This window comes from Streptomyces lienomycini, from assembly GCF_027947595.1.
GTDB lineage: Bacteria > Actinomycetota > Actinomycetes > Streptomycetales > Streptomycetaceae > Streptomyces > Streptomyces lienomycini.
Map to the genome: position 1 here is coordinate 6,261,939 of NZ_CP116257.1, position 21,901 is coordinate 6,283,839.

Sequence of the window (21,901 nt, forward strand, 5' to 3'; positions counted from 1 at the left end):
GCGTTGGTCGTCCGGCGTTCGATCGTCCGGCGTTCGATCGTCCGGGGGTCGGTCGTCCCGGGGTCGGTCGTCCCGGGGTTCAGTCGGAGAGGCCGGCGGCGAGCAGTTCGACGAAGCCGACGTCCTCGTTCGCCACCCCGAAGATCTCTGCACGCAGCAGTGTCCTCTCGGCCCAGGCGCGGTGCGGCTTCACCTCGTTCATCTTGTTGGTGTACGCCGACCTCATGACACCGCCGCCGCACCGTTCGGGGCGCAGGATGTCCTGGGCGTCGCTGAACTCCTCGTGGCTGACCACGGACAGCGCGTGCACGGGGAGCACGTGGGAGGGGTGGATGCAGGTCTTGCCGAGCAGACCGTTGGCGCGGTCCAGGGAGATCTCCCGCAGCAGGCCGTCCATCGAGTGCTCGATGAGCTTCTGGCGCAGTTCGACCGCCTGTCCCTCCAGGAAGGGACTCTGCCGCAGTTGCGGTTTGAACATCCGCTCCTGGACGCGGAAGTACTCCCACACCGGTCCGGTCACCGTGAACCCGGTGCCGTCGGCGCGGGCGAGCATGTTCACCACGTCGGCGATCACGGAGGCGACGATCTGGACGTCGTAGGCCGTCATGTCGGGGCCCCTGCGCAGCCCGTAGGAGGAGCAGAAGTCGGTCACGCCGAGCCGCAGGGCCAGGACCCGGTCGCGGTACTTGTCGACCGCGCGGAAGATGCCCTCCAGGGTCTGTACCCGGGTCTCCCGGTAGAGGAGGTCCGGGGACTCGAGGACGGGCATGGCGAAGAGCCTGTGGCCGCTGCCCGCCTCGGCGGCGGCAAGCGCCTCCAGGAAGGGGATGCCGCGTTCCTCGGTGAACTTCGGCAGTACGAATCCGGACAGCAGCCGTACGGCGGGGCCGAGGCGCCGGACGAGGTCGGGTATCTGCTCGGGGGTGCGGACCCGGATGAACAGGAGGGGTGCGTCGTGGTCGGAACGTTTCGCCAGTTCCGTGAGCTGGCGGACGAGGTTCGCCTCGCCGACGGGCACGTCGGCGTCGTCGATCGAGTCCTCCAGGCACAGCACCATCGACACCAGCCCGCGCGCGCCCTGCTTCAGGATGTCGTCGGCGAGGTTCGGTCTGGTGGCCGGGCTGTAGAGCGTGGCGCCCAGGGCCGCGGACAGCAGCCGGGCCGGTGAGTCCGCCGTGAAGGAGCAGGGCTCCTGATGAAAGAGACGCTCGCGCACATCAGGGGCTATCTGTCCGAAGTGACGCATTTAAACTCCCCCGTGGTGTCTGGGCGGCCTGTGAACCGTCGAAAGGTGGCCGGTAATAGTACGTACGCATCCGTGTCGGAGGTTCCCACCGGGCATGAATTCCAGGTAACCCGGCCATGTCGGCAACGGCGACCCGGGGTGGGCGGACACGAGTCGAGTACCCGCCCCCGCATTGTCGTGACCAGGACCGAGAGGGCAGGATGACGGCATGACGCACGCGATGCTGAAGGGGTCGAACGTCCCGCTGCAAGCCACCACGGTACGCGCCGTGCTGCGCTGGACACCCGGGCAGGGGGTTCCGGACGTCGACGCCTCCGCGTTGCTGCTGGGTCCGGACGGCCGCGTGCGTTCCGACGAGGACTTCGTCTTCTACAACCAGCCCCGGCACCCCTCCGGCCAGGTCTGGCGACTGGGCAAGAAGCGGGTCGCCGAGGGGCTGACCGACACGATCCAGACAGACCTCTTTGGGGTGGAGCCCTCCGTGGGCCGCATCCTGCTGGTCGCCTCGGCCGACGGTGTGGCCTTCGACCGGGTCCGGTCGCTGCGCATCCTGCTGCACGACGCCACGACCGACGTGGAACCGCTGGCGTACTTCGACGTGAAACCGGAGACCGGCCAGGAGACGGCGCTGATCTGCGGCGAGCTGTACCGGCGCGGGGACGGCTGGAAGTTCCGGGCGCTGGGCGAGGGCTACTCCAACGGGCTCAGGGGCCTGGCGACCGACTTCGGCATCTCGGTGGACGAGTCCGAGGGCGCGGACGACCCCGTGTCGGCCCGGCGCCCCGATCCGGCCCCGTCCATGCCCGCATCGTCCATGCCCGCCCCGCCCGTGCCCGCTTCGCCCGCGCCCGCTTCGCCGGTGGTCGGTCCCGACCACCCGACGACCGTGCAGCCACTCCCGGGGGCCTCACGGCCGCTGCCGCCGGAGCAGCCCGCCGGCGTACCGGCGCAGCCCGCGTACGGCTATCCGCAGCAGACTCCGGCGACCCAGCCCGCCTACGGCTATCCGCAGGCGACCGCGGGACTGCCCGGGTACGGGTATCCGCAGGCGCCCGCCGCGGCCGGGGCCACGGGGGCGCAGTCCGGTTACGGCTATCCGCAGCCGGTCGCCGGGGCACCCGATCCGGACTTCCGGCTGCCCCCGCAGGGGCCGCAGTTCATCGGCAGGTAGCCGCCGGGGCCTATCGCTCGGCCTTGCTCTTGTGCCCCCGGCCCCACTGCAGGCCCCATCCGTACAACCGGTCCAGTTCGCCCTGGAAGCCGTACACGAACTTCACCTCGCGGCGGACGAGTATCTCGTCCTTGACGTTCTCGATCATCACCACCGCGCAGGACCGGGCCTGCGGGTGCCGCTCGTCGAGGCCGATCTCGATGCGGGGGCCGTTGCTCGGGTAGAGCGTGACGACGGCGTGCGTCCGGTCGAAGGCGGGGGTCTGGTCGTAGATGTAGGCGAAGACCAGGAGGCGCTTGATGGCGTCCTTGTGGTCGAGGTTGACGTACATCGTCTCGCCGGAGGCCGAGCCGAACCGGTCGTCGCCGCTGAGCTTGACGTAGGGCGGGTCGTTGACGTCGCCGAGGAAGCCGCCGAGGGGCTGGACCACCCCGCGGGTGCCGTCCTTCAGTTCGTAGAGGCAGCCGAGGTCGAGGTCGACGTTGACCATGCTCTGGCTGTGGGCGACGACCTCGGGAGGCTTGAGCGCCTTGAAGGGGTGCCGCAGCAGGCTCTCGCGCTGGATGCCCTGTATGTCGGAGGTGCGCATGCGCCAGCTCAGGTTGATGCGCAGATGCCCGGTGGCCGCGCCCTGCCGGGTCAGGGACACCTGGCTGTGCCGTTTGGTCAGCTGTATGGAGTTGGTCGCCGCACTGCCCGAGTCGAACTCGGGCTCGCGGCCGCGCCACAGCCCGTCCAAGAAGCCCATTCCCGCCCCCACCTTCCCGTCACCGCCGACGGGGCGGCCCCGAGGAGTCGTCCTCGTCGGCCGCCCCGCACAGAGCGTTCCTCGCCCGGGCCCCGTTCACACCAGAGGTACGGGCGCACCGGGGGCGCACCCGACCCGGGATCGAAGGGGTCTCACACCCCGGAGGAGACCTCCGCCTTCTCCTGGTCGCCGTCTCCCCCGGCCGCCGCCAGTGCGCGGTTGCGGCGCACGGAGGAGAAGAAGGACCAGCCGATCAGGGCGACGCCGACGAGGCCGGTGATGATCTCGTGGATCTCGTACTGGATGGTGACCAGCAGGATCACGGCGAGGGCGCCGATGGCGTAGTGGGCGCCGTGCTCCAGGTAGACGTAGTCGTCGAGGGTGCCCTGGCGGACCAGGTAGACCGTGAGCGACCGGACGTACATGGCGCCGATGCCCAGGCCGAGGGCCATCAGGACGATGTCGTTGGTGATGGCGAAGGCGCCGATGACACCGTCGAAGGAGAAGGACGCGTCCAGGACCTCGAGGTAGAGGAACATGAAGAACGCGGCCTTGCCGGCCAGCGCGACGGCCGACTTGGGCTTGCCGGTGCGCGCGGCCTTCTCCTCCTCCTCGTGCTCGCGTTCCTCCTCCTCTTCGAGTTTGTCCTCGAAGTAGCCGGAGAGTCCGCCGACGATCATGTAGGTGATCAACCCGGCGATACCCGCGAGCAGAACGGTTTCCGCCTTGTCGGCGTGTGCGCCCCCGTGCTGGTGGGCGTGGGCGCCGAAGGTGATGGCGGAGACGAGGAGCACGATCAGGGCGATGCAGACCGACAGCATGTCGACCTTGCCGAGCTTGGCCAGCGGACGCTCCAGCCAGGCCAGCCACTTGATGTCCCGGTCCTCGAAGATGAAGTCGAGGAAGATCATCAGCAGGAACATGCCACCGAACGCGGCGATGGACGGGTGGGCGTCCGTCACCAGCTCCTGATAGCGGTCCTTGTCGGTGAGCGCGAGGTCGACGGCCTCGATCGGCCCGAGCTGGGCGCTGATCGCGACGATGACGACCGGGAAGACCAGGCGCATGCCGAACACGGCGATGAGGATGCCGATGGTGAGGAAGATCTTCTGCCAGAAGGCATTCATCTTCTTCAGGATCCCGGCGTTGACCACCGCGTTGTCGAAGGACAGCGAGATCTCCATGATGGAGAGGATCGCGACGATGCCGAAGGCGGTCCACCCCCCGTAGAAGACCGCCGCGACCAGGCCGAGCGCGGTGACCGCGAACGACCAGCCGAAGGTTTTCAGAAGCACTGGCTACCCAATCGTGTGTGTACGGGGCTCCCCCGCGCCGTACTCGGCTTTACGAAACGTTGACTCCGAAGTCTAGAGCGATGCCGCGAAGCCCCGACGCGTACCCCTGCCCCACTGCACGGAACTTCCACTCGCCCTGGTAGCGGTAGAGCTCGCCGAAGATCATCGCGGTCTCCGTGGAGGCGTCCTCGCTGAGGTCGTAGCGGGCCAGTTCCTGGCCGTCGGCCTGGTTGACGACCCGGATGAAGGCGTTGCTGACCTGGCCGAAGGTCTGGCCGCGCTCGTCGGCCATGTGGATCGAGACCGGGAAGACGATCTTGTCGCAGTGGGCCGGCACCTTGGAGAGGTCGACCAGCAGCGACTCGTCGTCGCCGTCGCCCTCGCCGGTGAGGTTGTCGCCCGTGTGCTCGATCGAGCCGTCCGGGCTCTTGAGCTGGTTGTAGAAGACGAACCACTCGTCGCCGAGCACCCGGCCGCTGCTGCACACGAGTGCGCTGGCGTCGAGGTCGAAGGGTGCTCCGGTGGTGGAACGCGCGTCCCAGCCGAGCCCGACCAGTACCTGTGTGAGGTTCGGTGCGGCCTTGGACAGGGAGACGTTGCCGCCCTTGGCAAGCGTGACGCCCATGGTGATGGTCCCTCCCCGGGTGATGGTTCTCGGGTTTCCTGCGCGTCCGGCGCCGCACGTAAACCGTGCGGCGCCGGACGTATCGAGACCGTGGCCTCGCCGGGCGGTCGAGGCCGCCGCCCCGGTGGAGCGGTCGGCGGCGGCTCGACGCCCCGATGGTTCAGTCGCTCAGACGTTCACGCCGAAGTCCTGGGCGATGCCGCGCAGGCCGGAGGCGTAGCCCTGGCCGATGGCGCGGAACTTCCACTCCGCGCCGTGGCGGTACAGCTCGCCGAAGACCATGGCGGTCTCCGTGGAAGCGTCCTCGCTCAGGTCGTAGCGGGCGATCTCGGCCTCGCCGGCCTGGTTGACGACGCGGATGAACGCGTTGCGGACCTGGCCGAAGGACTGCTGGCGGTTCTCGGCGTCGTAGATCGAGACCGGGAAGACGATCTTCTCGATGTCGGCGGGGACGGTGGCGAGGTTGATCTTGATCTGCTCGTCGTCGCCCTCGCCCTCACCGGTGATGTTGTCACCGGTGTGCTCGACCGATCCGTCCGGGCTCTTCAGGTTGTTGAAGAAGATGAAGTGCGCGTCGCTGGCGACCTTGCCGCCGCTGTTCAGCAGCAGCGCGCTGGCGTCGAGGTCGAAGTCGGTGCCGGTCGTGGTGCGGATGTCCCACCCCAGACCGACGATGACCGCGGTCAGGCCGGGGGCCTCCTTGGTCAGCGAAACGTTGCCGCCCTTGCTGAGGCTGACTCCCACGAGTCCTCCATTGGTGTCCAGGGGCCGGGTGCCCCGTAGTGCGTGGATATCGGATCAACGATTCGATCCTACTGACGGGTTCCCGTCCCCCGCAGTCCCCGGAGCCGGCGAATCACGTGGTGTCGGCCCGTGACGCCGGTCGGCGGGCATCGGTCAGAGGGCGTCGAGAGCCTTCACGTACTCGGTCAGGTCGCGGGCGTCCGGCAGACCGTTGACCACGGTCCAGCGCACGACGCCCTCCTGGTCGATGACGAAGGTGCCGCGTACGGCACAGCCCTTGTCCGCGTCGAAGACGCCGTACGCGCGCGAGACGTCGCCGTGCGGCCAGAAGTCGGACAGCAGCGGGTACTCCAGGCCCTCCTGCTCGGCGAAGACGCGCAGGGTGTGGATGGAGTCGTTGGAGACGGCGAGCACCTGGGTGTCACGGTCGGAGAACTGCGGCAGGTTGTCGCGCACCTCGCACAGCTCGCCGGTGCACACACCGGTGAAGGCGAAGGGGTAGAAGAGCAGCACGACGTTCTTCTGGCCGCGGAAGTCGGACAGCCGGACGGTCCTGCCGTGGTTGTCCTTGAGTTCGAAGTCGGGGGCCTTGTCGCCGACCTGGATCGTCATGTCCCGTTCATCCCTTCCGAGGGTGGTTCGCTGGAAACACCCTACGCAGGGACGGTCGCGAACCCGCGGACGGGCCGACCGAGGCCGGCCCGTCCGGAGTCCGGGTCATGCGGAGCCCTGGGGGCTACCGCTTGGACTTGGCGGCCTTGGGCGTCGCCAGCCGGCTGCCGCTCCAGTCCTTTCCGACGCTGACGCTCTTGGACGCCGTCAGTCCGGCGGTCGTCGAGGCTTCGGAGATGTCGCTGGCCTCGACGTACCCGTCACGGCCGGTCTTCGGCGTGAGAAGGAGGATCGAACCGCCCTCTTCGATGTACGTGGTGGCATCCACCAGCGCATCCGTCAGGTCGCCGTCGTCGTCACGGAACCACAGCACGACGGCATCGGCCACGTCCTCGTAGTCCTCGTCCACCAGCTCGCCCTCGACGGCGCCCTCAATGGCCTCGCGGAGCTCCTGGTCGACGTCGTCGTCGTAGCCGATCTCCTGGACCACCTGCCCGGGCTGGAACCCCAGCCTGGCGGCAGGGTTCGTCCGCTCCTCCGCGTGGTCCGCGGTCGCGCTCACGGGTTGCCTCCTGATCATGTTTCGGTAGATGTCTTCAGCCTCGCGCGTGCGCGAAGCGTTGGCCGTAGTCCACACGGGCGGGACGGATCGCGCAAGTACCCGGCGTCTGGGACCGCCGAAACGGTGACGATCCCGGCCGTGTCGCCGCAACTCCAGCTATGCCGTTCAGCCCGAAGGTGATGTACACCACACCTTTCTGCCCCGTTTGCGTATTTGGGAACCACGTGTGGGTACGAGACTCGAATGAACGTGCCCCCGATTCCCCAGGGAGAACCGGTTACCCCACGGTACAGATGACGATTGTCCCCGCGAGGTCCACGATGGGGAACCAGCGGGTGTCCGGCGCAGACAACCGGCAGAATCGGCCCTCCGAGAGCGAAGGAACAGCGTGGCTTCCGCATCCGATCGCAGTCCGATCATCATTGGCGGCCTTCCGAGTCAGGTTCCTGACTTCGATCCCGAGGAAACCCAGGAGTGGCTCGACTCGCTCGACGCCGCCGTCGACGAGCGCGGCCGGGAGCGGGCCCGCTTTCTCATGCTGCGGCTGATCGAGCGGGCCCGCGAGCGGCGCGTGGCCGTCCCCGAGATGCGCAGCACGGACTACGTCAACACCATCCCGACCAAGAGCGAGCCGTTCTTCCCCGGCAACGAGGAGATCGAGCGCAAGATCCTCAACGCCACCCGGTGGAACGCGGCGGTGATGGTCTCGCGCGCGCAGCGGCCCGGGATCGGCGTCGGCGGCCACATCGCGACGTTCGCCTCCTCGGCCTCCCTGTACGACGTGGGCTTCAACCACTTCTTCCGGGGCAAGGACGAGGGCGACGGCGGCGACCAGGTCTTCTTCCAGGGACACGCCTCGCCCGGCATCTACGCGCGCGCGTACCTGCTGGACCGGCTCAGCGAGGAGCACCTGGACGGCTTCCGGCAGGAGAAGTCCAAGGCGCCGAAGGCGCTGTCGTCGTACCCGCATCCGCGGTCGATGCCGGACTTCTGGGAGTTCCCGACGGTCTCGATGGGCCTCGGCCCGATCGGGGCGATCTTCCAGGCGCGGATGAACCGCTACATGCACGCGCGCGGGATCGCGGACACCTCGAAGTCGCACGTGTGGGCCTACCTCGGCGACGGCGAGATGGACGAGCCGGAGTCGCTGGGCCAGTTGTCCATCGCCGCCCGCGAGGGCCTGGACAACCTGACCTTCGTGGTCAACTGCAACCTCCAGCGCCTGGACGGCCCGGTGCGCGGCAACGGCAAGATCATCCAGGAGCTGGAGTCGGTCTTCCGCGGCGCCGGCTGGAACGTGATCAAGCTCGTGTGGGACCGCACCTGGGACCCGCTGCTCGCCCAGGACCGCGACGGCGTGCTGGTCAACCGCATGAACACGACCCCGGACGGTCAGTTCCAGACGTACGCCACCGAGTCCGGCGCGTACATCCGCGACCACTTCTTCGGCGACGACCACCGGCTGCGCGCGATGGTCGAGAACATGACCGACCAGCAGATCCAGCACCTGGGGCGCGGCGGTCACGACCACCGGAAGATCTACGCGGCGTACAAGGCCGCGCTCGAGCACAAGGGCCAGCCGACCGTGATCCTGGCCAAGACGGTCAAGGGCTGGACGCTGGGCCCGAACTTCGAGGGCCGCAACGCCACGCACCAGATGAAGAAGCTGACGGTCGACGACCTCAAGCGCTTCCGCGACCGGCTGCACCTGCCGATCTCCGACAAGGAGCTGGAGTCCGGCCCGCCGCCGTACTACCACCCGGGCCGGGACACCGAGGAGATGCAGTACATGCACGACCGGCGCCTGGGCTGCGGCGGGTACGTGCCGACCCGCGTCGTTCGGTCGAAGCCGCTCGCGCTGCCGGACGACAAGACGTACGCGACCGTGAAGAAGGGGTCGGGTCAGCAGTCCATCGCCACGACGATGGCCTTTGTGAGGCTGCTGAAGGATCTCATGCGGGACAAGGAGATCGGCAAGCGGTTCGTGCTGATCGCGCCGGACGAGTACCGCACGTTCGGCATGGACTCGTTCTTCCCGAGTGCGAAGATTTACAACCCGCTCGGTCAGCAGTACGAGTCCGTCGACCGTGATCTGCTGCTCGCCTACAAGGAGGCGCCGAACGGCCAGATGCTGCACGACGGCATCTCCGAGGCGGGCTGCACGGCCTCGGCGATCGCGGCCGGATCGGCGTACGCCACGCACGGGGAACCGCTGATCCCGGTGTACGTCTTCTACTCGATGTTCGGTTTCCAGCGCACCGGCGACCAGTTCTGGCAGATGGGCGACCAGTTGGCGCGCGGTTTCGTCCTGGGCGCGACGGCGGGGCGTACGACTCTGACCGGTGAGGGTCTCCAGCACGCCGACGGGCACTCGCAGTTGCTGGCGTCGACCAACCCGGCGTGCGTGGCGTACGACCCGGCGTTCGGCTTCGAGATCGCGCACATCGTCAAGGACGGTCTGCGCCGCATGTACGGCGCCGACGAGCGGCATCCGCACGGTGAGGACGTCTTCTACTACCTCACCGTCTACAACGAGCCCATCCGGCACCCGGCCGAGCCCGAGAACGTGGACGTCGAGGGCATCCTCAAGGGGGTGTACCGCTTCAGTGAGGGCACGGGCGGCTCCATCCCGGCGCAGATCATGGCGTCCGGCGTCGCGGTGCCGTGGGCCGTGGAGGCCCAGCGGATCCTCGCCGAGGAGTGGAACGTGCGCGCCGACGTCTGGTCGGCGACCTCCTGGAACGAGCTGCGGCGCGAGGCCGTGGCCTGCGAGGAGCACAACCTGCTGCACCCCGAGGAGGAGCAGCGGGTGCCGTACGTGACGCGGAAGCTGGCCGGTGCGCAGGGGCCCTTCGTGGCGGTGTCCGACTGGATGCGGTCGGTGCCGGACCAGATCGCGCGGTGGGTGCCGGGGACGTACCAGTCGCTGGGCGCGGACGGGTTCGGGTTCGCGGACACCCGGGGGGCCGCGCGGCGGTTCTTCCACATCGACGCGGAGTCGATCGTGGTCGGCGTGCTGAGTGAGCTGGCGCGGGAGGGCAAGGTCGACCGGTCGGTGCTGAAGCAGGCGATCGACCGGTACCGGCTGCTCGACGTGACCGCGGCGGACCCGGGGCCGGCCGGCGGGGACGCGTAGGGCGCGGGACGCGTAGGGCGAGGGACGCGCGGCACCGGGCGGTGGTACGTCTGCCGGCCGGTGCGGCGCGCGGAGCCCCGGCCGGTGCGCGTACGCCGGGACGCCTGTGCCGTACGCCGGTGATGTGCGCCGGGCCGGGCGCGACTGTGCCGGGCGCCTGTGACGTACGCAGGGCCGGGTGCGGGGCGTACGCCGGGCCGGTGCGACACACGCCGGCCAGGGTCGCGCACACGGCTCACCCCCGTCCGCGGTGGACGGGGGTGGGAACATCCGGGCGACGGGTGATGCCGCCGCAGGGGCTAGAACATGCCGTAGCCCGGAGTCGTCGCTCCGACGAGCCCGACGAGTGCCAGGAGCGTGTCGACGGCTCCCAGAGCCACGGCGACCACGGCCGGTACCGGGTGGGAACCCGCCCAGCTGCGGCCCATCGCGAGCCAGCCGCAGAGGATCGCCGCGGGGCCGAGCACGATGCCCAGCGCGAAGAAACCGGCGACCGCGCAGACGACTCCGACGACCGCGAGTGTCGCGCGGTCCGGCCCGGTCCGTGACCACGTCCGGCCACGTGAGCGGGGGTTTCCGCGCGATCCCTGTCCGAAGCTCGTCATCATCAACTCCCTGAACTCTCCGTGGAGTTCGGGTACCCCCGTGCGGCGTGTCATGCCTGCTTCGCACGTGCTGCCTGCGCGCCGCCCCCCTCCAGCGGCGCGCAGCAGCCTCTCGCCTCCGTGCCCTGCGGAGGACTTGACCCACTGTGACCTGCGACGTCCGGCGCGGGCGAGGCTTCTCGGCACCTGTCACCCTGATGGGCGAACCGGGTGACAGGGCCGGAGAACTCCGCGGGCACCGATCGGCGGATCAGTCGGTCAGTCGGTCAGTCGGTCAGTCGGTCAGATGTGACCGACGCCGGCGCCCGCGTCGGCGTTCGCACCGCGCTTGGTGAGGAAGGCGACGAACACCGCCACCACCGCGACACCGGCCGCGACGAGCGAGGCCAGGCTCATGCCGGAGATGAAGGTGTCGTGTGCGACGTCCGCGATCTTCCCGGCGACCTCGGCCGGGGTGCCCTCGGGCACCGGCGCGATGCCCTGCTGCACGGCCTGGCCGGTCAGCTCCTCCTGGGCCGGCGTGAGCTCGGGCAGTCCCGCGTCGGCCCAGTTGCCCGCCAGGTCGCTGTCGACCTTGGAGGCCATCACGGCGCCCAGCACCGCCGTGCCCAGGCTGCCGCCGATCTGCATCGCCGCCTGCTGGAGGCCGCCCGCGACACCCGACAGCTCCATCGGCGCGTTGCCCACGATGACCTCGGTGGCCCCCACCATGACCGGCGCGAGACCGAGACCGAGCAGCGCGAACCAGACCGACATCGCCAGGCTGCCGGTGTCCGTCTCCAGGGTGGACATGCCGTACATGGCGACCGCGGTGCACACCATGCCTCCCGCGAGCGGGACGCGCGGACCGAACTTGGTGATCATCGCGCCTGCCAGCGGCGAGGCGACGATCATCATGGCGGTGAGCGGCAGCAGGTGCAGGCCGGCGTCGATCGGGCTCATGCCGTGCACGTTCTGCAGGTAGAAGGTGACGAAGAACAGGCCGCCCATGAAGGCGATGGCCATCAGGACCATCAGCACGACGCCCGCCGACAGCGGCACCGACCTGAACATCGCCAGCGGGATCAGCGGCTCCCGCACCTTGGTCTCCCAGAAGGAGAACGCGACGAAGCCGACGACCGCCACACCGATGAACAACCAGGTCTGACCGGATCCCCAGCCCCACTCCGGCGCCTTGATGAGCGCCCAGACGAGGCAGAACATCGAGGCCGACAGCAGGAAGATGCCGAGGAGGTCGAAGGAGCGGGGGGCGTTCTCGGCCCGGTGGTCCAGCAGGATCAGCACGCCGAGCACCACGGCGAGGATGCCGACGGGCACGTTGATGAAGAACACCGACTGCCAGCTGACGTGCTCGACCAGCACGCCTCCCAGGATCGGGCCGCCCGCGGTGGAGGCGCCGATGACCATGCCCCAGATGCCGATGGCCATGTTGAGCTTCTCGGCCGGGAAGGTGGCCCGCAGCAGGCCGAGCGCGGCCGGCATCAGCAGGGCGCCGAACAGGCCCTGGAAGACCCGGAAGACGATGACCATCGCGATGCTGTCGGACAGTCCGATGGCACCGGAGGAGGCGGCGAAGCCCGCCACGCCGATGAGGAAGGTCTGCCGGTGGCCGAAGCGGTCACCGAGCTTGCCCGCGGTGATCAGGGAGACCGCGAGCGCGAGGAAGTAGGCGTTGGTGATCCACTGCAGCTCGGACCAACTGGCGCCGAGGTCCTTGCCGATGGCCGGGTTGGCGATCGCCACGATGGTGCCGTCCAGGGCCACCATCATGACCCCGACCGCGACGGTGACGAGGGTGACCCACGGATGGCCCCGCCATCCCGTGGCGGGCGTCGAACCCGCCGGGGTGCCGTCACCCGGTCCCGTCTTGTCCATGGTGGTCTGACTAGTCATACCGCGAGGCTAATGACAGCCACTGACAGTTGACAAACCAATTCACCAGTCAGTAACTGACACGACATCCCCGTATAGCCTGAACTGCGGAAACGGCACGAAGGAGAGAAGTTTTGAAGGTGGTCGGCGCGTCGGCGACGGTGGAGACCCCACCGTCGGCCCCCCGTCCGGGCCTGCGCGAACTCAAGAAGCAGCGCACCCGGGACCTGCTGCTGCGCTCCGCCCTCGAACTGTTCACCGCGCACGGTTACGAGGAGACGACCGTCGACGACATCGCCGAGGCCGCCGACGTCTCGCAGCGCACCTTCTTCCGCTACTTCGCCTCCAAGGAGGACGCCGCCTTCTTCGTGTCGCGGCTCGCGGAGTCGCACTTCGTCGACACCGTACGTGCCCGCCCGCCCGAGGAGGCGCCCCTGGACGCGCTGCGCCTGGCCCTCTCGGAGAGCTGGAACACCATCGGAGGGGCCGTCGAGCAGCTGATCCCGCTCGAGCTGCACATGCGGTTCTACCGGGTGATCGAGTCGACGCCCGCGCTGCTCGCCGCCCATCTGCGCCGCGCCACCGAGCTGGAGGAGGAGATCGCCCGCGTCGTCGCCGACCGCGAGGGCCTCGACGTGGACGCGGACCCGCGGCCCCGCGTGGTCGTGGCCGTCTTCGGGGCGGTGATGCGGGTGACCGAACGGATCTGGTCGGCGCGGGACGACGCCGGCCTCGCGGCGCTGCGGGACCTGACGGCCTCCTACCTGGATCAGGTGGCACCCGCGCTCACCGGGGACTGGCACGAAACGTGATCCGTGTCACTGGATTCACGCGAGACACTCCCGTTCTCCTAGGGTGTCCTCCCAGTGACTTCCTTCGACACCTCCCCGCAGCTGAACGTCTGGCGCGCACTGCTCGCCCTGGCCGTGGTGTTCGTGATGCTGGCGACCACCGGCTGGACCGCCCTGCGCAACCATCGGGGCCCGACGGCACTCGAAGCGTCGGTCACGGCCTGGGAGCACGGCCGGATGGACGGCCGGCGGCTTCCCGACGCGCAGGCGGCGCCCGCCCGGCTGGCCCGCTTCTTCGCCTCGCTCACCGAACGCCAGCGCGCGAGCCTCGCCCGCCGCTACCCCCTGGCCGTCGGCAACATGAACGGCGCCCCCGTCCAGCTGCGCTACCTCGCCAACCGCGCCGCCCTGCACAAGGCCCGGTCGGTGGAGCGCACGCGCGTGCACGACGAGCGGCTGTCCCCGGCCGGTCAGCGCGAGGCCGGCCGGCGCGTGCACAACTACGACGCGCTGCTCGACCCCGACCGGCACGTCCTCGCCTTCGACCCGGCGGGCTCGGGCAAGGTCGCCGAGGTCTTCGGGGACCTGAACCGCGCCGACCGGGTGTCCGTCGTCGTGCCCGGCGTGGACACCGAACTGCTCACCTTCCAGCGCACCGACCGCAAGAAGTACGCGGCGCCCGTCGGCATGGCCGAGTCGCTGTACGCGGCCGAGCGCGCGGCGAGCCCCGGCACCGGCACGGCCGTGATCGCCTGGGCCGACTACACCTCCCCCAGCGGCCTCGGCATGGAGGCCGCCACCGCCAACCGCGCCGAACACGGGGCCGTGCGGCTGAACGCCCTGCTGCGCGCGCTGCCCGGCCGGGCCCCCGTCTCCCTCTTCTGCCACAGCTACGGCTCGGTGGTGTGCGGGGTCGCCGCCGACTCGCTGCCGGGCCGGGTGACCGACATAGCGGTGGCCGGCAGCCCCGGGATGCGGGCCGAGACCGCCTCCCGCCTGGACACCTCCGCCCGCGTCTGGGCGATGCGGGACGCCGACGACTGGATCCAGGACGTGCCCTACCTGGAGGTCGGCGGCCTCGGACACGGCGCCGATCCGGTGTCCGCCGCGTTCGGGGCGCGGGTGCTGTCGGCGCGGGACGCCCAGGGGCACAGCGGCTACTTCGTCCCCGGCACGGACAGCCTGCGGAACTTCGCGGGGATCGGCGTTGGCGCATACCGCACGGTGGCCTGCGCCGGAGAAGGCGACACATGCCGGGCGGGTTTGTCCGTGGCGACGGCGGCCGGACGCGCGTAGAGGCGTAGAAACTCCGGTTTGCACGGGGAGGGGACGAAGAGGCTCGTGCCGCATACGATGAGCCGCATGGGTGACGTACTGGCCGGATTTCATGCCGCCTGGGAGTTCGAGTCCGACTCCGTGCTCATCCGTTACGAACGGGGGATTCGAACACCCAAGCTGTTCCAGGCCCTGGGGGAACGCCGTGTGCCCCTGGAGGCGATCGAGGGCGTGACCCTCACGCCCGGCAGGCGCGGCACCGTCGTGCTGCGCGTCGCACCGCGTGCGGGCGCCGATCCGCTGATCGAGGCGGCGGCCGGGCAGCTGAAGGAGAGCGGCGACCCCTACCGGCTCGTGCTGCCGGCCGAACGGGAGACGCTCGCGGAGTACTACGCCGACGAGCTGCGGGCCCTGCTGACCGGGTCCGGCCGGTCCGAGCGGTACCTGGTGGCCGCGCCCGAGGCGCCGCTGCACTTCAAGGCATACGACGGGAAGGCCGCCTTCGACGGGAAGGCGGTGTCCTTCCGGTGGTCGTGGACGGGCGCCTCGTCGGCGAAGTGGAAGGCCGGTGACCAGAGCTTCCCGGTCACCGACCTGGGCGGGGTGGAGTGGCGGTCCCCCGAGCTGCTCGAGGGGTACCTGCGGCTGCTGCCCCGCGACGCCGACGCGTCGGCCGCCGCCCCCGCCCTCCCCCAGGCCGACCAGGATCCGGCGGCGGTCGTGTTCGGGCTCGGGTACGGGCCGGTGCACGAGTCGCTGCCGTTCGCCGCGGCGGTGCTGGCGGCGGTGCGGGAGCGGGGCGCGAGCGCCCCGGTGCCGGTTCCGGTGCCGGCGCCCCGGCGGGACCCGGCCGACATCGCCGAGCGGATCCGGCATCTCGGGGAGCTGCACCAGCAGGGGCTGGTGACGGACGAGGAGTTCTCCTCGAAGAAGGCGGAGTTGCTGGCGGAGCTTTAGCGTCTGCCGGGTTTAGCTCTGGCGTCTGCCGGGTTCTCTTTCGTTTTCGGGTGCCGGTTGTTCGTGGCTGGTCGCGCAGTTCCCCGCGCCCCTTCGGGGTACGCCCCCCCAGGGCGCTTCTCTACTCCCGTCCGGCTGACGTGAACGTCATGTCCGCGTAGCGGTCCCCCGCGACCTTGTCCGCGATCGGCTCCAGCAGGGACAGCTCGGCCTCCGTCAGGACGATGCCGGTCGCCGCCGTGTTCTCCTCCACCCGGGTCGGCTTCCGGGTGCCCGGGATCGGGATCACCGGCAGGCCGTGGACCTCGGCGCGCTGCTGGACCCAGGCCAGAGCGATCTGGCCGAGGGTGGCGTCGTGGGCCTCGGCGACGGTGCGGACCGGGTCGAGGAGGGCCGCGTTGGCCGCCGCGTTGTCGCCGGTGAAGCGGGGCTGCTGGCGGCGGAAGTCACCGTCGGTGAGGTCCTGTTCGGCGTTGGCGAAGGAGCCGGTGAGGAAGCCCCGGCCGAGCGGCGAGTACGGGACGAGGGCCACGCCGAGTTCGCGGGCGGCCGGTACCACGCCCGCCTCGATGTCCCGGCTGAACAGCGACCACTCCGACTGCACGGCGGCGATCGGGTGCACCGCCTGCGCCGCCCGGAGTTCCTCGCCCGTCACCTCGCTCAGCCCGAGGTGCTTGACCTTGCCCTCGCGGACCAGGTCGGCCATGACGGCGACGGTCTCCTCGATCGGCACGTTCACGTCGCGCCGGTGCATGTAGTAGAGGTCGATCGCGTCGAGGTCCAGGCGGCGCAGGCTGGCCTCGACCGCCTCTCGGACGTACGGCGCGTCGTTGCGGATGATCCGCCGGGTCGGGTCGTCGGGCGGGATCGACAGGGCGAACTTGGTCGCGACGACGACCTCGTCGCGGTGCGCGGCGAAGAAGGGCGCGAGGAAGCGCTCGTTGTCGCCGTCGCCGTACGCGTCGGCCGTGTCGTAGAGCGTGACGCCCAGTTCCAGGGCCCGTTCCAGGGTGGCGCGCGAGGCGTCGGCGTCCGAGGGGCCGTACGCGAAGCTCATGCCCATGCAGCCGAGGCCCTGGATGCCCACCTCCGGGCCGCCGTCGCCGAGCCGTGCCGTCGGGATCCTGCTGTCGGTCATCGGTTCCTCTCCCCTTCACGGGCACGTCCGGCGTCCCCGTAGAAACTGATCTTGCGGTCGAGTACGGCGACGGTGTCCTGGAGTTCGGCGATCCGGGTCAGCACGTCGCGGCGGGTGGACTCCAGCAGTTCCCGCCGGTCGAGGTACGTGCTCTCGCCCTCGCGCACCATCGCGGCGTAGCGCACCATGTCGGCGACGGGCATGCCGGTCATCCGCAGCTTGCCGACGAAGTCGAGCCAGTCCAGGTCGCGGTTGCTGTAGCGGCGCTGCCCCGTGTGCGAGCGGTCGATGTGGGACATCAGGCCGATCCGCTCGTACCAGCGCAGCGTGTGGGCCGTCAGTCCGGTGAAGGCGACGACCTCGCTGATCGTGTAGCGGTCCTGGCCGTCGGGGCACGGGTGGCGCCGGGGCGGGGCCGAGCAGACGTCCGTCCTGGTGGCGTTCGTGGTGGCGTTCGGGCCGAGGGTCCCGGCCGTGGTCTGCATCACCGTCATGACCTCAACGCTATGACCTTGGAGTGCACTCCAGGCAAGCGGCTCCGGTAAGAAACGGCCGGTGGGAAATCCGCGGGACACCGGCCGGGCCGGTCGCTAGCGTGCGCGTCATGAGTCCCGTACGCCGTGCCGCGGCCGATGACGCGGAGGAAGTGCTCCGTCTGCGTCAGGTGATGATCGATGCGATGAGCCCCGACTCGCCCACCGACTGGCAGGCCGCTTCCCTGCCCGCGCTGCGGGACCGGCTGGCCGGCCCGGACGGGGGGTTCGCCGCGTTCGTCGTCGACCACCCGGAGCGGCCCGGCGCCCTGGCGGCGCTGGTGGTGGGGACGCTGGAGTACCGGATCGGCGGGCCGGGCAGGCCGGGCGGGCTGCTCGGGTACGTCTTCAGCGTGGCCACGGACCCGGACGCCCGGCGTCGCGGGTACGCGCGCGCGTGCATGGACGAGCTGCTGGCCTGGTTCCGCGAGCGCGGCGCCGGGCACGTCATGCTCACGGCCTCCCCCGACGCCGAGCCCCTGTACGCGTCGATGGGCTTCACGCGCGACGCGACCCCCTCGATGCGGCTGTACCTCTGAGCCGCTTAGGCTCGACGGCATGTCCCTGAAGAGCTTGGCGTTGATCGAGAACTGGCCGGTTCCCACCACGGCGGCGGGCGTCGTACGGGCCGACGGCACGGCCCTGGGCACCCACGGCCCCGTCGACCACCGCTTCCCCCTCGCCTCGGTCACCAAGCCGCTGGCGGCGTACGCGGCGCTGGTGGCGTACGAGGAGGGCGCGATCGAGCTGGACGAGCCCGCCGGTCCGCCCGGGGCGACGGTCCGCCACCTGCTCGCCCACACCTCGGGCCTGGCCTTCGACGAACACCGGGTGACGGCCCCGCCCGGGGACCGCCGGCTGTACTCCAACGCCGGTTTCGAGCAGCTCGGCGACCACATCGCGAAGGCGGCGGACATGCCGTTCGCCGAGTACGCGCGGCAGGCCGTGCTGGAGCCGCTGGGCATGGCGCACACCTCCCTTGACGGCTCCCCGGCGAAGGACGGCGTGTCCACGGTCGGGGACCTGCTGCGCTTCGCCGCCGAGGTCCAGGCACCGCGGCTGCTGGACCCGCGCACGGTCGCCGAGGCGATGACGGTCCAGTACCCGGGCACGAAGGGCGTCCTGCCGGGCTACGGCCACCAGAACCCCAACGACTGGGGTCTCGGCTTCGAGATCCGCGACGGCAAGTCCCCGCACTGGACGGGCGCGTCCTCCTCGCCCCGCACCTTCGGGCACTTCGGCCAGTCCGGTACGTTCCTGTGGCTCGACCCGGACGCCGCACTCGCTTGCGTGGCGCTCACCGACCGGGCGTTCGGCCCCTGGGCGGTCGAGGCGTGGCCGCCGTTCACGGACGCCGTGCTGGCGGAGGTACGGGGCTGACGCGCCTCACCGGGCCGAGCAGACTGCGCTCGGCGCGGTGCCGGCTCTCGGCGTCCGTCGCCCGCGGACCGGTTGCGTGATTCGCGCCACAACACTGCGTCGCGCTGCGTACGCTCGACTACGCACGGAGACGAACGCCGCGAGGTGTTGCCGTCCGCAGTCCCGGCAGTCCCGGAGTGAGGTGCCGCAGTGGCCAACATCCAGTCCCTCGACCCGACCGCGTCCCCGCTCGACTACTACGGCTGGGAGCTGCGCCGCCAGCGCGAGGCCCACGGCCTCAAGCAGGGCCAGCTCGGCGACATCATCTTCTGCACCGGTTCGCTGATCGGCCAGATCGAGACCACGAAGAAGGTCCCGACGCGGGACTTCTCCGAGCGGGTGGACGCCGCGCTGGGCACGGACGGCTTGTTCTCCCGGCTGATCGGACTCGTCCTGCGCAGCCAACTCCCCACGTGGTTCCAGCCGTACGCGGAGATGGAGGCGAAGGCGGCGTACATCTCCACGTACCAGGCGCAGTTGGTCTACGGGCTGCTGCAGACGGAGGAGTACGCGCGGGCAGTGCTCGGCGTCGAGGGCGGCAACGTGGACGAGATGGTCGCCGCCCGGCTGGAACGCCAGCGCATCCTCCAGCGCGACCAGCCGCCCGCACTGTGGGTCATCCTGGACGAGGCGGCACTGCTGCGCGAGATCGGCGGGCCGGAGGTCATGCGCGACCAACTCGCCCACTTGCTGGGGTTCGCGGCTGCCCCCTGGGTTCAGATCCAGGTCCTTCCCCTTGCCGTGGGCCAACACGCGGGCATGATGGGTACGTTCACGCTGCTGAGGTTCGACGCCGACCCTGACCTCTTCTACAAGGACGGCTACGACTGCGGGCACATGACCGCCAGTCCGGACGTGATCAAGGAACGTTCATTCGGCTACGCTCGGCTGCAAGCCTCAGCCCTCTCCCCCGAGGACTCGGCGAGACTGATCACCCGCGTGATGGAGGAACGCTATGCGGTCCCGCACAGCACTGAGCAATGTTGAGTGGCGCAAGTCCAGTTACAGCGGAAGCAACGGCGGCGAATGCGTCGAGGTCGCCGAGAACTGCCCTACCGGCACCGTCCCCGTGCGCGACAGCAAGAACCCGGCCGGTCCGGTCGTCACCCTCGGCCCACACGCTTGGCAGGCGTTCGTCGACGGCCTGCGGTAGTCCGCAGAGCACCTGTCGGCCGACAGTACCGAGAGGCGTATTCGGGTCAACCTCCATCAATCGAATCCACCGACCAGCACAACATCCCCGCAGGTGGCACGCAGAATCCGCGCATAATCACCACTACTTCTCCACAATTGCGTTTCAGCCGGACGCCGTTCGCGATCTTGTGACGTGATCATGGCGCATGCCTACAGTGACCCGACGTGCCGGGTGGGGAGCCCCTCCTCCGGTGCGCGGTCACAGGACGGCCGTGGACTGCCGCAGGCGTGGTGACGGGATTCGTCGTGCCTTCCGTTCCTTCGTCCGGGGCGTCTTCGTCCGTCTCCGTCATCGACGAAGGATGCTCCTGTGCGTCTCAGACGTCCCCGCAGACCATCTGACGGCCCGCCCGGCAGATCCGGTGCCCGACGACTGCGTGTCGCCTCCGCGCCCCTCATACCCCTAACGGTGATCGGCGCCGTGGTCGCCGGACTCATCGGCCCCGAACCCCCTTCCGACGGCCCTCTGCCCGGCACCAGTGCCGTCGCCGACAGCTACGACGGTTTCGACGCCGACGCCGCCGAGCAACTGCGGCAGGACCAGTGCCTGATGGCCGGTGCACTGCGGCTCGGCGGCCCGGAAATGGGCGACGTCGCCCAGACAGCCCTGAACCAGACTCCCGAACAACTGCACGTCGCAGCAGACCAGGAGTACTGGAACGACACCCCTCTGGCGTTGGCCTACGTCAAGGACAGGGAGCTCATCGACCTGGAGAGCGCGACGCTGGACCCGCGGGTGCAGGCCTGGCAGGACGCGTTGTCCGGTCTCTCGACTCCGGGCGGCTTCAAATCCGTGACCGACTTCAGTTGGCCGCCCGGCTCCGGCGGCGGTGCTGACTTCTTCGACCAAGTCGGCTACTCGACATGGCTTGGAGAGCAGTGGTGGAAGGAAGAGGCCCGCTTCTACGAGGATCCCTCCGCCAAGGCCGACGACGCGACCGTCAAGGCGGTCACGGACCTGGGTACCCCGCTCTACGGCGACGCCGTGTACGACCCCTCGATGTCGTCGGAGGAGTGGGCACTTGCCGTCGAGCAGGAACATGCCTTCGACGATCTGCTCACCGGTGACCTCTTCTCCGGCATGCGCGAGGACGACGCCCGGTTGTTCCTGTCCGTCGGCGGATTCCCCAGTTCCCCTCCGGAGCCCGGAAGTCTGGCGTTCCGTCTGGCTGTCGAGGACCTGAAGACACGGTTCGCGGCCTGCACGTGGACCAATCCGATCGACCCCGGCAAGGTCCTCGGCCAGGAAGTGGCAACGGCATCGGTGGAGTGGCAGCGGGAAGTCGCCGAACAGGCCATTCCCCGCAACCAGATCATCGACGCCAACCGGGACGCGACGAAGGCGTTGGCCACGGGCGCGAAGGCGCTGGGCGAGATGCTGGGCCAGTCCTGGACTGCCGACCACCTCGCGCGCTGGCAGGACTACTGGTCGCCGGGTGGAGCGGGCTGGATCGGGGACAGCCCGATGATCGTCCACATCCACGCCGCCTCCGACAAGTGCCTGGAGGTCGCGGGCAACTCGAAGGCCGACGGCGCCGTGGTGCAGATGTACACCTGCAACGGCGGCGCCAACCAGAAGTGGCGGGTCGACGGCGACTCGCTGGTGAACGTCAACTCCGGCAAGTGCCTGGACGTGAACCGCGACGGGACGGCCGACGGCACCCGCATCCAGCAGTGGACGTGCAAGCAGAACGGTGCCCAGGGCTGGGAGTTCACCCCCAACCGCACCACCCATCTGCGGAACACGGGCAGCGGCAAGTGCCTGGACCTGCACACCTACGCCAACAGCCAGGACGCGTGGCTGTGGCAGTGCAACGGCACCGACCCACAGAAGTTCGACATCGTGGCGTCCGGGCACAACGGGACGGACGCTCTGGACTACCCGACATCCGGTCAGTTCACCCAAGCGACCAAGGGCATCACGAACGCCCGTGCCAAGGCCGCCGAGCAGCTTGGCGTGATCAGGCGGTAGGCCCAG

The 21,901-nt window shown here is 69.7% G+C and carries 21 protein-coding genes; 10 read left to right on the forward strand and 11 right to left on the reverse strand.

Going from position 1 to position 21,901, the window contains the following annotated elements; all coding sequences use genetic code 11:
- Positions 1 to 79: 79 nt before the first annotated feature.
- Positions 80 to 1,246 (reverse strand): HpcH/HpaI aldolase/citrate lyase family protein, encoded by a 1,167-nt coding sequence (locus BJ961_RS28620; RefSeq protein WP_271415675.1) that lies wholly within the window; start codon positions 1,244 to 1,246, stop codon positions 80 to 82.
- Between the two features lie 208 nt (positions 1,247 to 1,454).
- Here BJ961_RS28620 and BJ961_RS28625 point away from each other — a divergent pair, with 208 nt between their 5' ends.
- Positions 1,455 to 2,417, forward strand: a complete 963-nt coding sequence (locus tag BJ961_RS28625) for a TerD family protein (RefSeq protein WP_271415676.1) — start codon at positions 1,455 to 1,457, stop codon at positions 2,415 to 2,417.
- A 10-nt stretch (positions 2,418 to 2,427) separates the two neighbouring features.
- On the opposite strand, the gene BJ961_RS28630 is transcribed toward BJ961_RS28625, so the two are convergent.
- The 6 genes from BJ961_RS28630 to BJ961_RS28655 form a co-directional block, all read right to left on the reverse strand.
- Positions 2,428 to 3,165 (reverse strand): TerD family protein, encoded by a 738-nt coding sequence (locus tag BJ961_RS28630; RefSeq protein WP_271415677.1) that lies wholly within the window; start codon positions 3,163 to 3,165, stop codon positions 2,428 to 2,430.
- Positions 3,166 to 3,317: 152 nt separating this feature from the next.
- A complete protein-coding gene (locus BJ961_RS28635) occupies positions 3,318 to 4,460 on the reverse strand; it encodes a DUF475 domain-containing protein (protein ID WP_271415678.1) in 1,143 nt (380 codons plus the stop codon).
- 49 nt (positions 4,461 to 4,509) lie between these two features.
- Positions 4,510 to 5,085: a TerD family protein gene (locus BJ961_RS28640; protein WP_003976437.1), complete on the reverse strand. Its 576-nt coding sequence runs from the start codon at positions 5,083 to 5,085 to the stop codon at positions 4,510 to 4,512.
- A gap of 168 nt (positions 5,086 to 5,253) precedes the next feature.
- A complete protein-coding gene (locus BJ961_RS28645; RefSeq protein ID WP_003976436.1) occupies positions 5,254 to 5,829 on the reverse strand; it encodes a calcium homeostasis/redox stress adaptation protein in 576 nt (191 codons plus the stop codon).
- A gap of 153 nt (positions 5,830 to 5,982) precedes the next feature.
- Positions 5,983 to 6,441, reverse strand: coding sequence for a peroxiredoxin (locus BJ961_RS28650; RefSeq protein ID WP_271415679.1), 459 nt, complete (start codon positions 6,439 to 6,441; stop codon positions 5,983 to 5,985).
- Between the two features lie 124 nt (positions 6,442 to 6,565).
- Positions 6,566 to 7,003: a DUF3052 domain-containing protein gene (locus BJ961_RS28655; protein WP_007449195.1), complete on the reverse strand. Its 438-nt coding sequence runs from the start codon at positions 7,001 to 7,003 to the stop codon at positions 6,566 to 6,568.
- A 388-nt stretch (positions 7,004 to 7,391) separates the two neighbouring features.
- Between BJ961_RS28655 and aceE the strand changes: the two genes are divergently transcribed.
- Complete coding sequence (gene aceE / locus BJ961_RS28660; protein WP_271415680.1) at positions 7,392 to 10,139, forward strand: pyruvate dehydrogenase (acetyl-transferring), homodimeric type; 2,748 nt, start codon at positions 7,392 to 7,394, stop codon at positions 10,137 to 10,139.
- 299 nt (positions 10,140 to 10,438) lie between these two features.
- Here aceE and BJ961_RS28665 read toward each other — a convergent pair whose 3' ends face one another.
- Together BJ961_RS28665 and BJ961_RS28670 are read right to left on the reverse strand one after the other, a co-directional pair.
- A complete protein-coding gene (locus tag BJ961_RS28665) occupies positions 10,439 to 10,747 on the reverse strand; it encodes a small hydrophobic protein (protein ID WP_271417196.1) in 309 nt (102 codons plus the stop codon).
- Between the two features lie 279 nt (positions 10,748 to 11,026).
- Positions 11,027 to 12,619 carry an MFS transporter gene (locus tag BJ961_RS28670; protein ID WP_381161298.1) on the reverse strand — a complete coding sequence of 531 codons (1,593 nt, stop codon included), beginning with the start codon at positions 12,617 to 12,619 and terminating at the stop codon, positions 11,027 to 11,029.
- Positions 12,620 to 12,750: 131 nt separating this feature from the next.
- Between BJ961_RS28670 and BJ961_RS28675 the strand changes: the two genes are divergently transcribed.
- The 3 genes from BJ961_RS28675 to BJ961_RS28685 all read left to right on the forward strand — a co-directional run bounded on the left by BJ961_RS28675 (position 12,751) and on the right by BJ961_RS28685 (position 15,639).
- The gene (locus tag BJ961_RS28675; RefSeq protein ID WP_271415682.1) at positions 12,751 to 13,428 is read left to right on the forward strand and encodes a TetR family transcriptional regulator; all 678 of its coding nucleotides are present in this window, start codon (positions 12,751 to 12,753) and stop codon (positions 13,426 to 13,428) included.
- 54 nt (positions 13,429 to 13,482) lie between these two features.
- Positions 13,483 to 14,703, forward strand: coding sequence for an alpha/beta hydrolase family protein (locus tag BJ961_RS28680; RefSeq protein ID WP_271415683.1), 1,221 nt, complete (start codon positions 13,483 to 13,485; stop codon positions 14,701 to 14,703).
- Positions 14,704 to 14,769: 66 nt separating this feature from the next.
- Positions 14,770 to 15,639: a DUF4429 domain-containing protein gene (locus tag BJ961_RS28685; protein WP_271415684.1), complete on the forward strand. Its 870-nt coding sequence runs from the start codon at positions 14,770 to 14,772 to the stop codon at positions 15,637 to 15,639.
- A 121-nt stretch (positions 15,640 to 15,760) separates the two neighbouring features.
- On the opposite strand, the gene BJ961_RS28690 is transcribed toward BJ961_RS28685, so the two are convergent.
- Together BJ961_RS28690 and BJ961_RS28695 are read right to left on the reverse strand one after the other, a co-directional pair.
- Positions 15,761 to 16,777: an aldo/keto reductase gene (locus BJ961_RS28690; RefSeq protein WP_271415685.1), complete on the reverse strand. Its 1,017-nt coding sequence runs from the start codon at positions 16,775 to 16,777 to the stop codon at positions 15,761 to 15,763.
- Complete coding sequence (locus tag BJ961_RS28695; RefSeq protein WP_271415686.1) at positions 16,774 to 17,271, reverse strand: MerR family transcriptional regulator; 498 nt, start codon at positions 17,269 to 17,271, stop codon at positions 16,774 to 16,776. The genes BJ961_RS28690 and BJ961_RS28695 overlap by 4 nt, the downstream gene beginning before the upstream one ends.
- A 110-nt stretch (positions 17,272 to 17,381) precedes the next feature.
- On the opposite strand from BJ961_RS28695, the gene BJ961_RS28700 reads away from it, so the two are divergent.
- From BJ961_RS28700 to BJ961_RS36310, 5 genes are all read left to right on the forward strand, one after another.
- Positions 17,382 to 17,849, forward strand: a complete 468-nt coding sequence (locus tag BJ961_RS28700; RefSeq protein WP_271415687.1) for a GNAT family N-acetyltransferase — start codon at positions 17,382 to 17,384, stop codon at positions 17,847 to 17,849.
- 19 nt (positions 17,850 to 17,868) lie between these two features.
- Positions 17,869 to 18,690 (forward strand): serine hydrolase domain-containing protein, encoded by an 822-nt coding sequence (locus tag BJ961_RS28705; protein ID WP_271415688.1) that lies wholly within the window; start codon positions 17,869 to 17,871, stop codon positions 18,688 to 18,690.
- A 189-nt stretch (positions 18,691 to 18,879) separates the two neighbouring features.
- Complete coding sequence (locus tag BJ961_RS28710; protein WP_271415689.1) at positions 18,880 to 19,716, forward strand: helix-turn-helix domain-containing protein; 837 nt, start codon at positions 18,880 to 18,882, stop codon at positions 19,714 to 19,716.
- A complete protein-coding gene (locus tag BJ961_RS28715) occupies positions 19,685 to 19,882 on the forward strand; it encodes a DUF397 domain-containing protein (protein WP_271415690.1) in 198 nt (65 codons plus the stop codon). The genes BJ961_RS28710 and BJ961_RS28715 overlap by 32 nt, the downstream gene beginning before the upstream one ends.
- A 450-nt stretch (positions 19,883 to 20,332) precedes the next feature.
- Complete coding sequence (locus tag BJ961_RS36310; protein ID WP_271415691.1) at positions 20,333 to 21,895, forward strand: RICIN domain-containing protein; 1,563 nt, start codon at positions 20,333 to 20,335, stop codon at positions 21,893 to 21,895.
- Positions 21,896 to 21,901 lie beyond the last annotated feature (6 nt).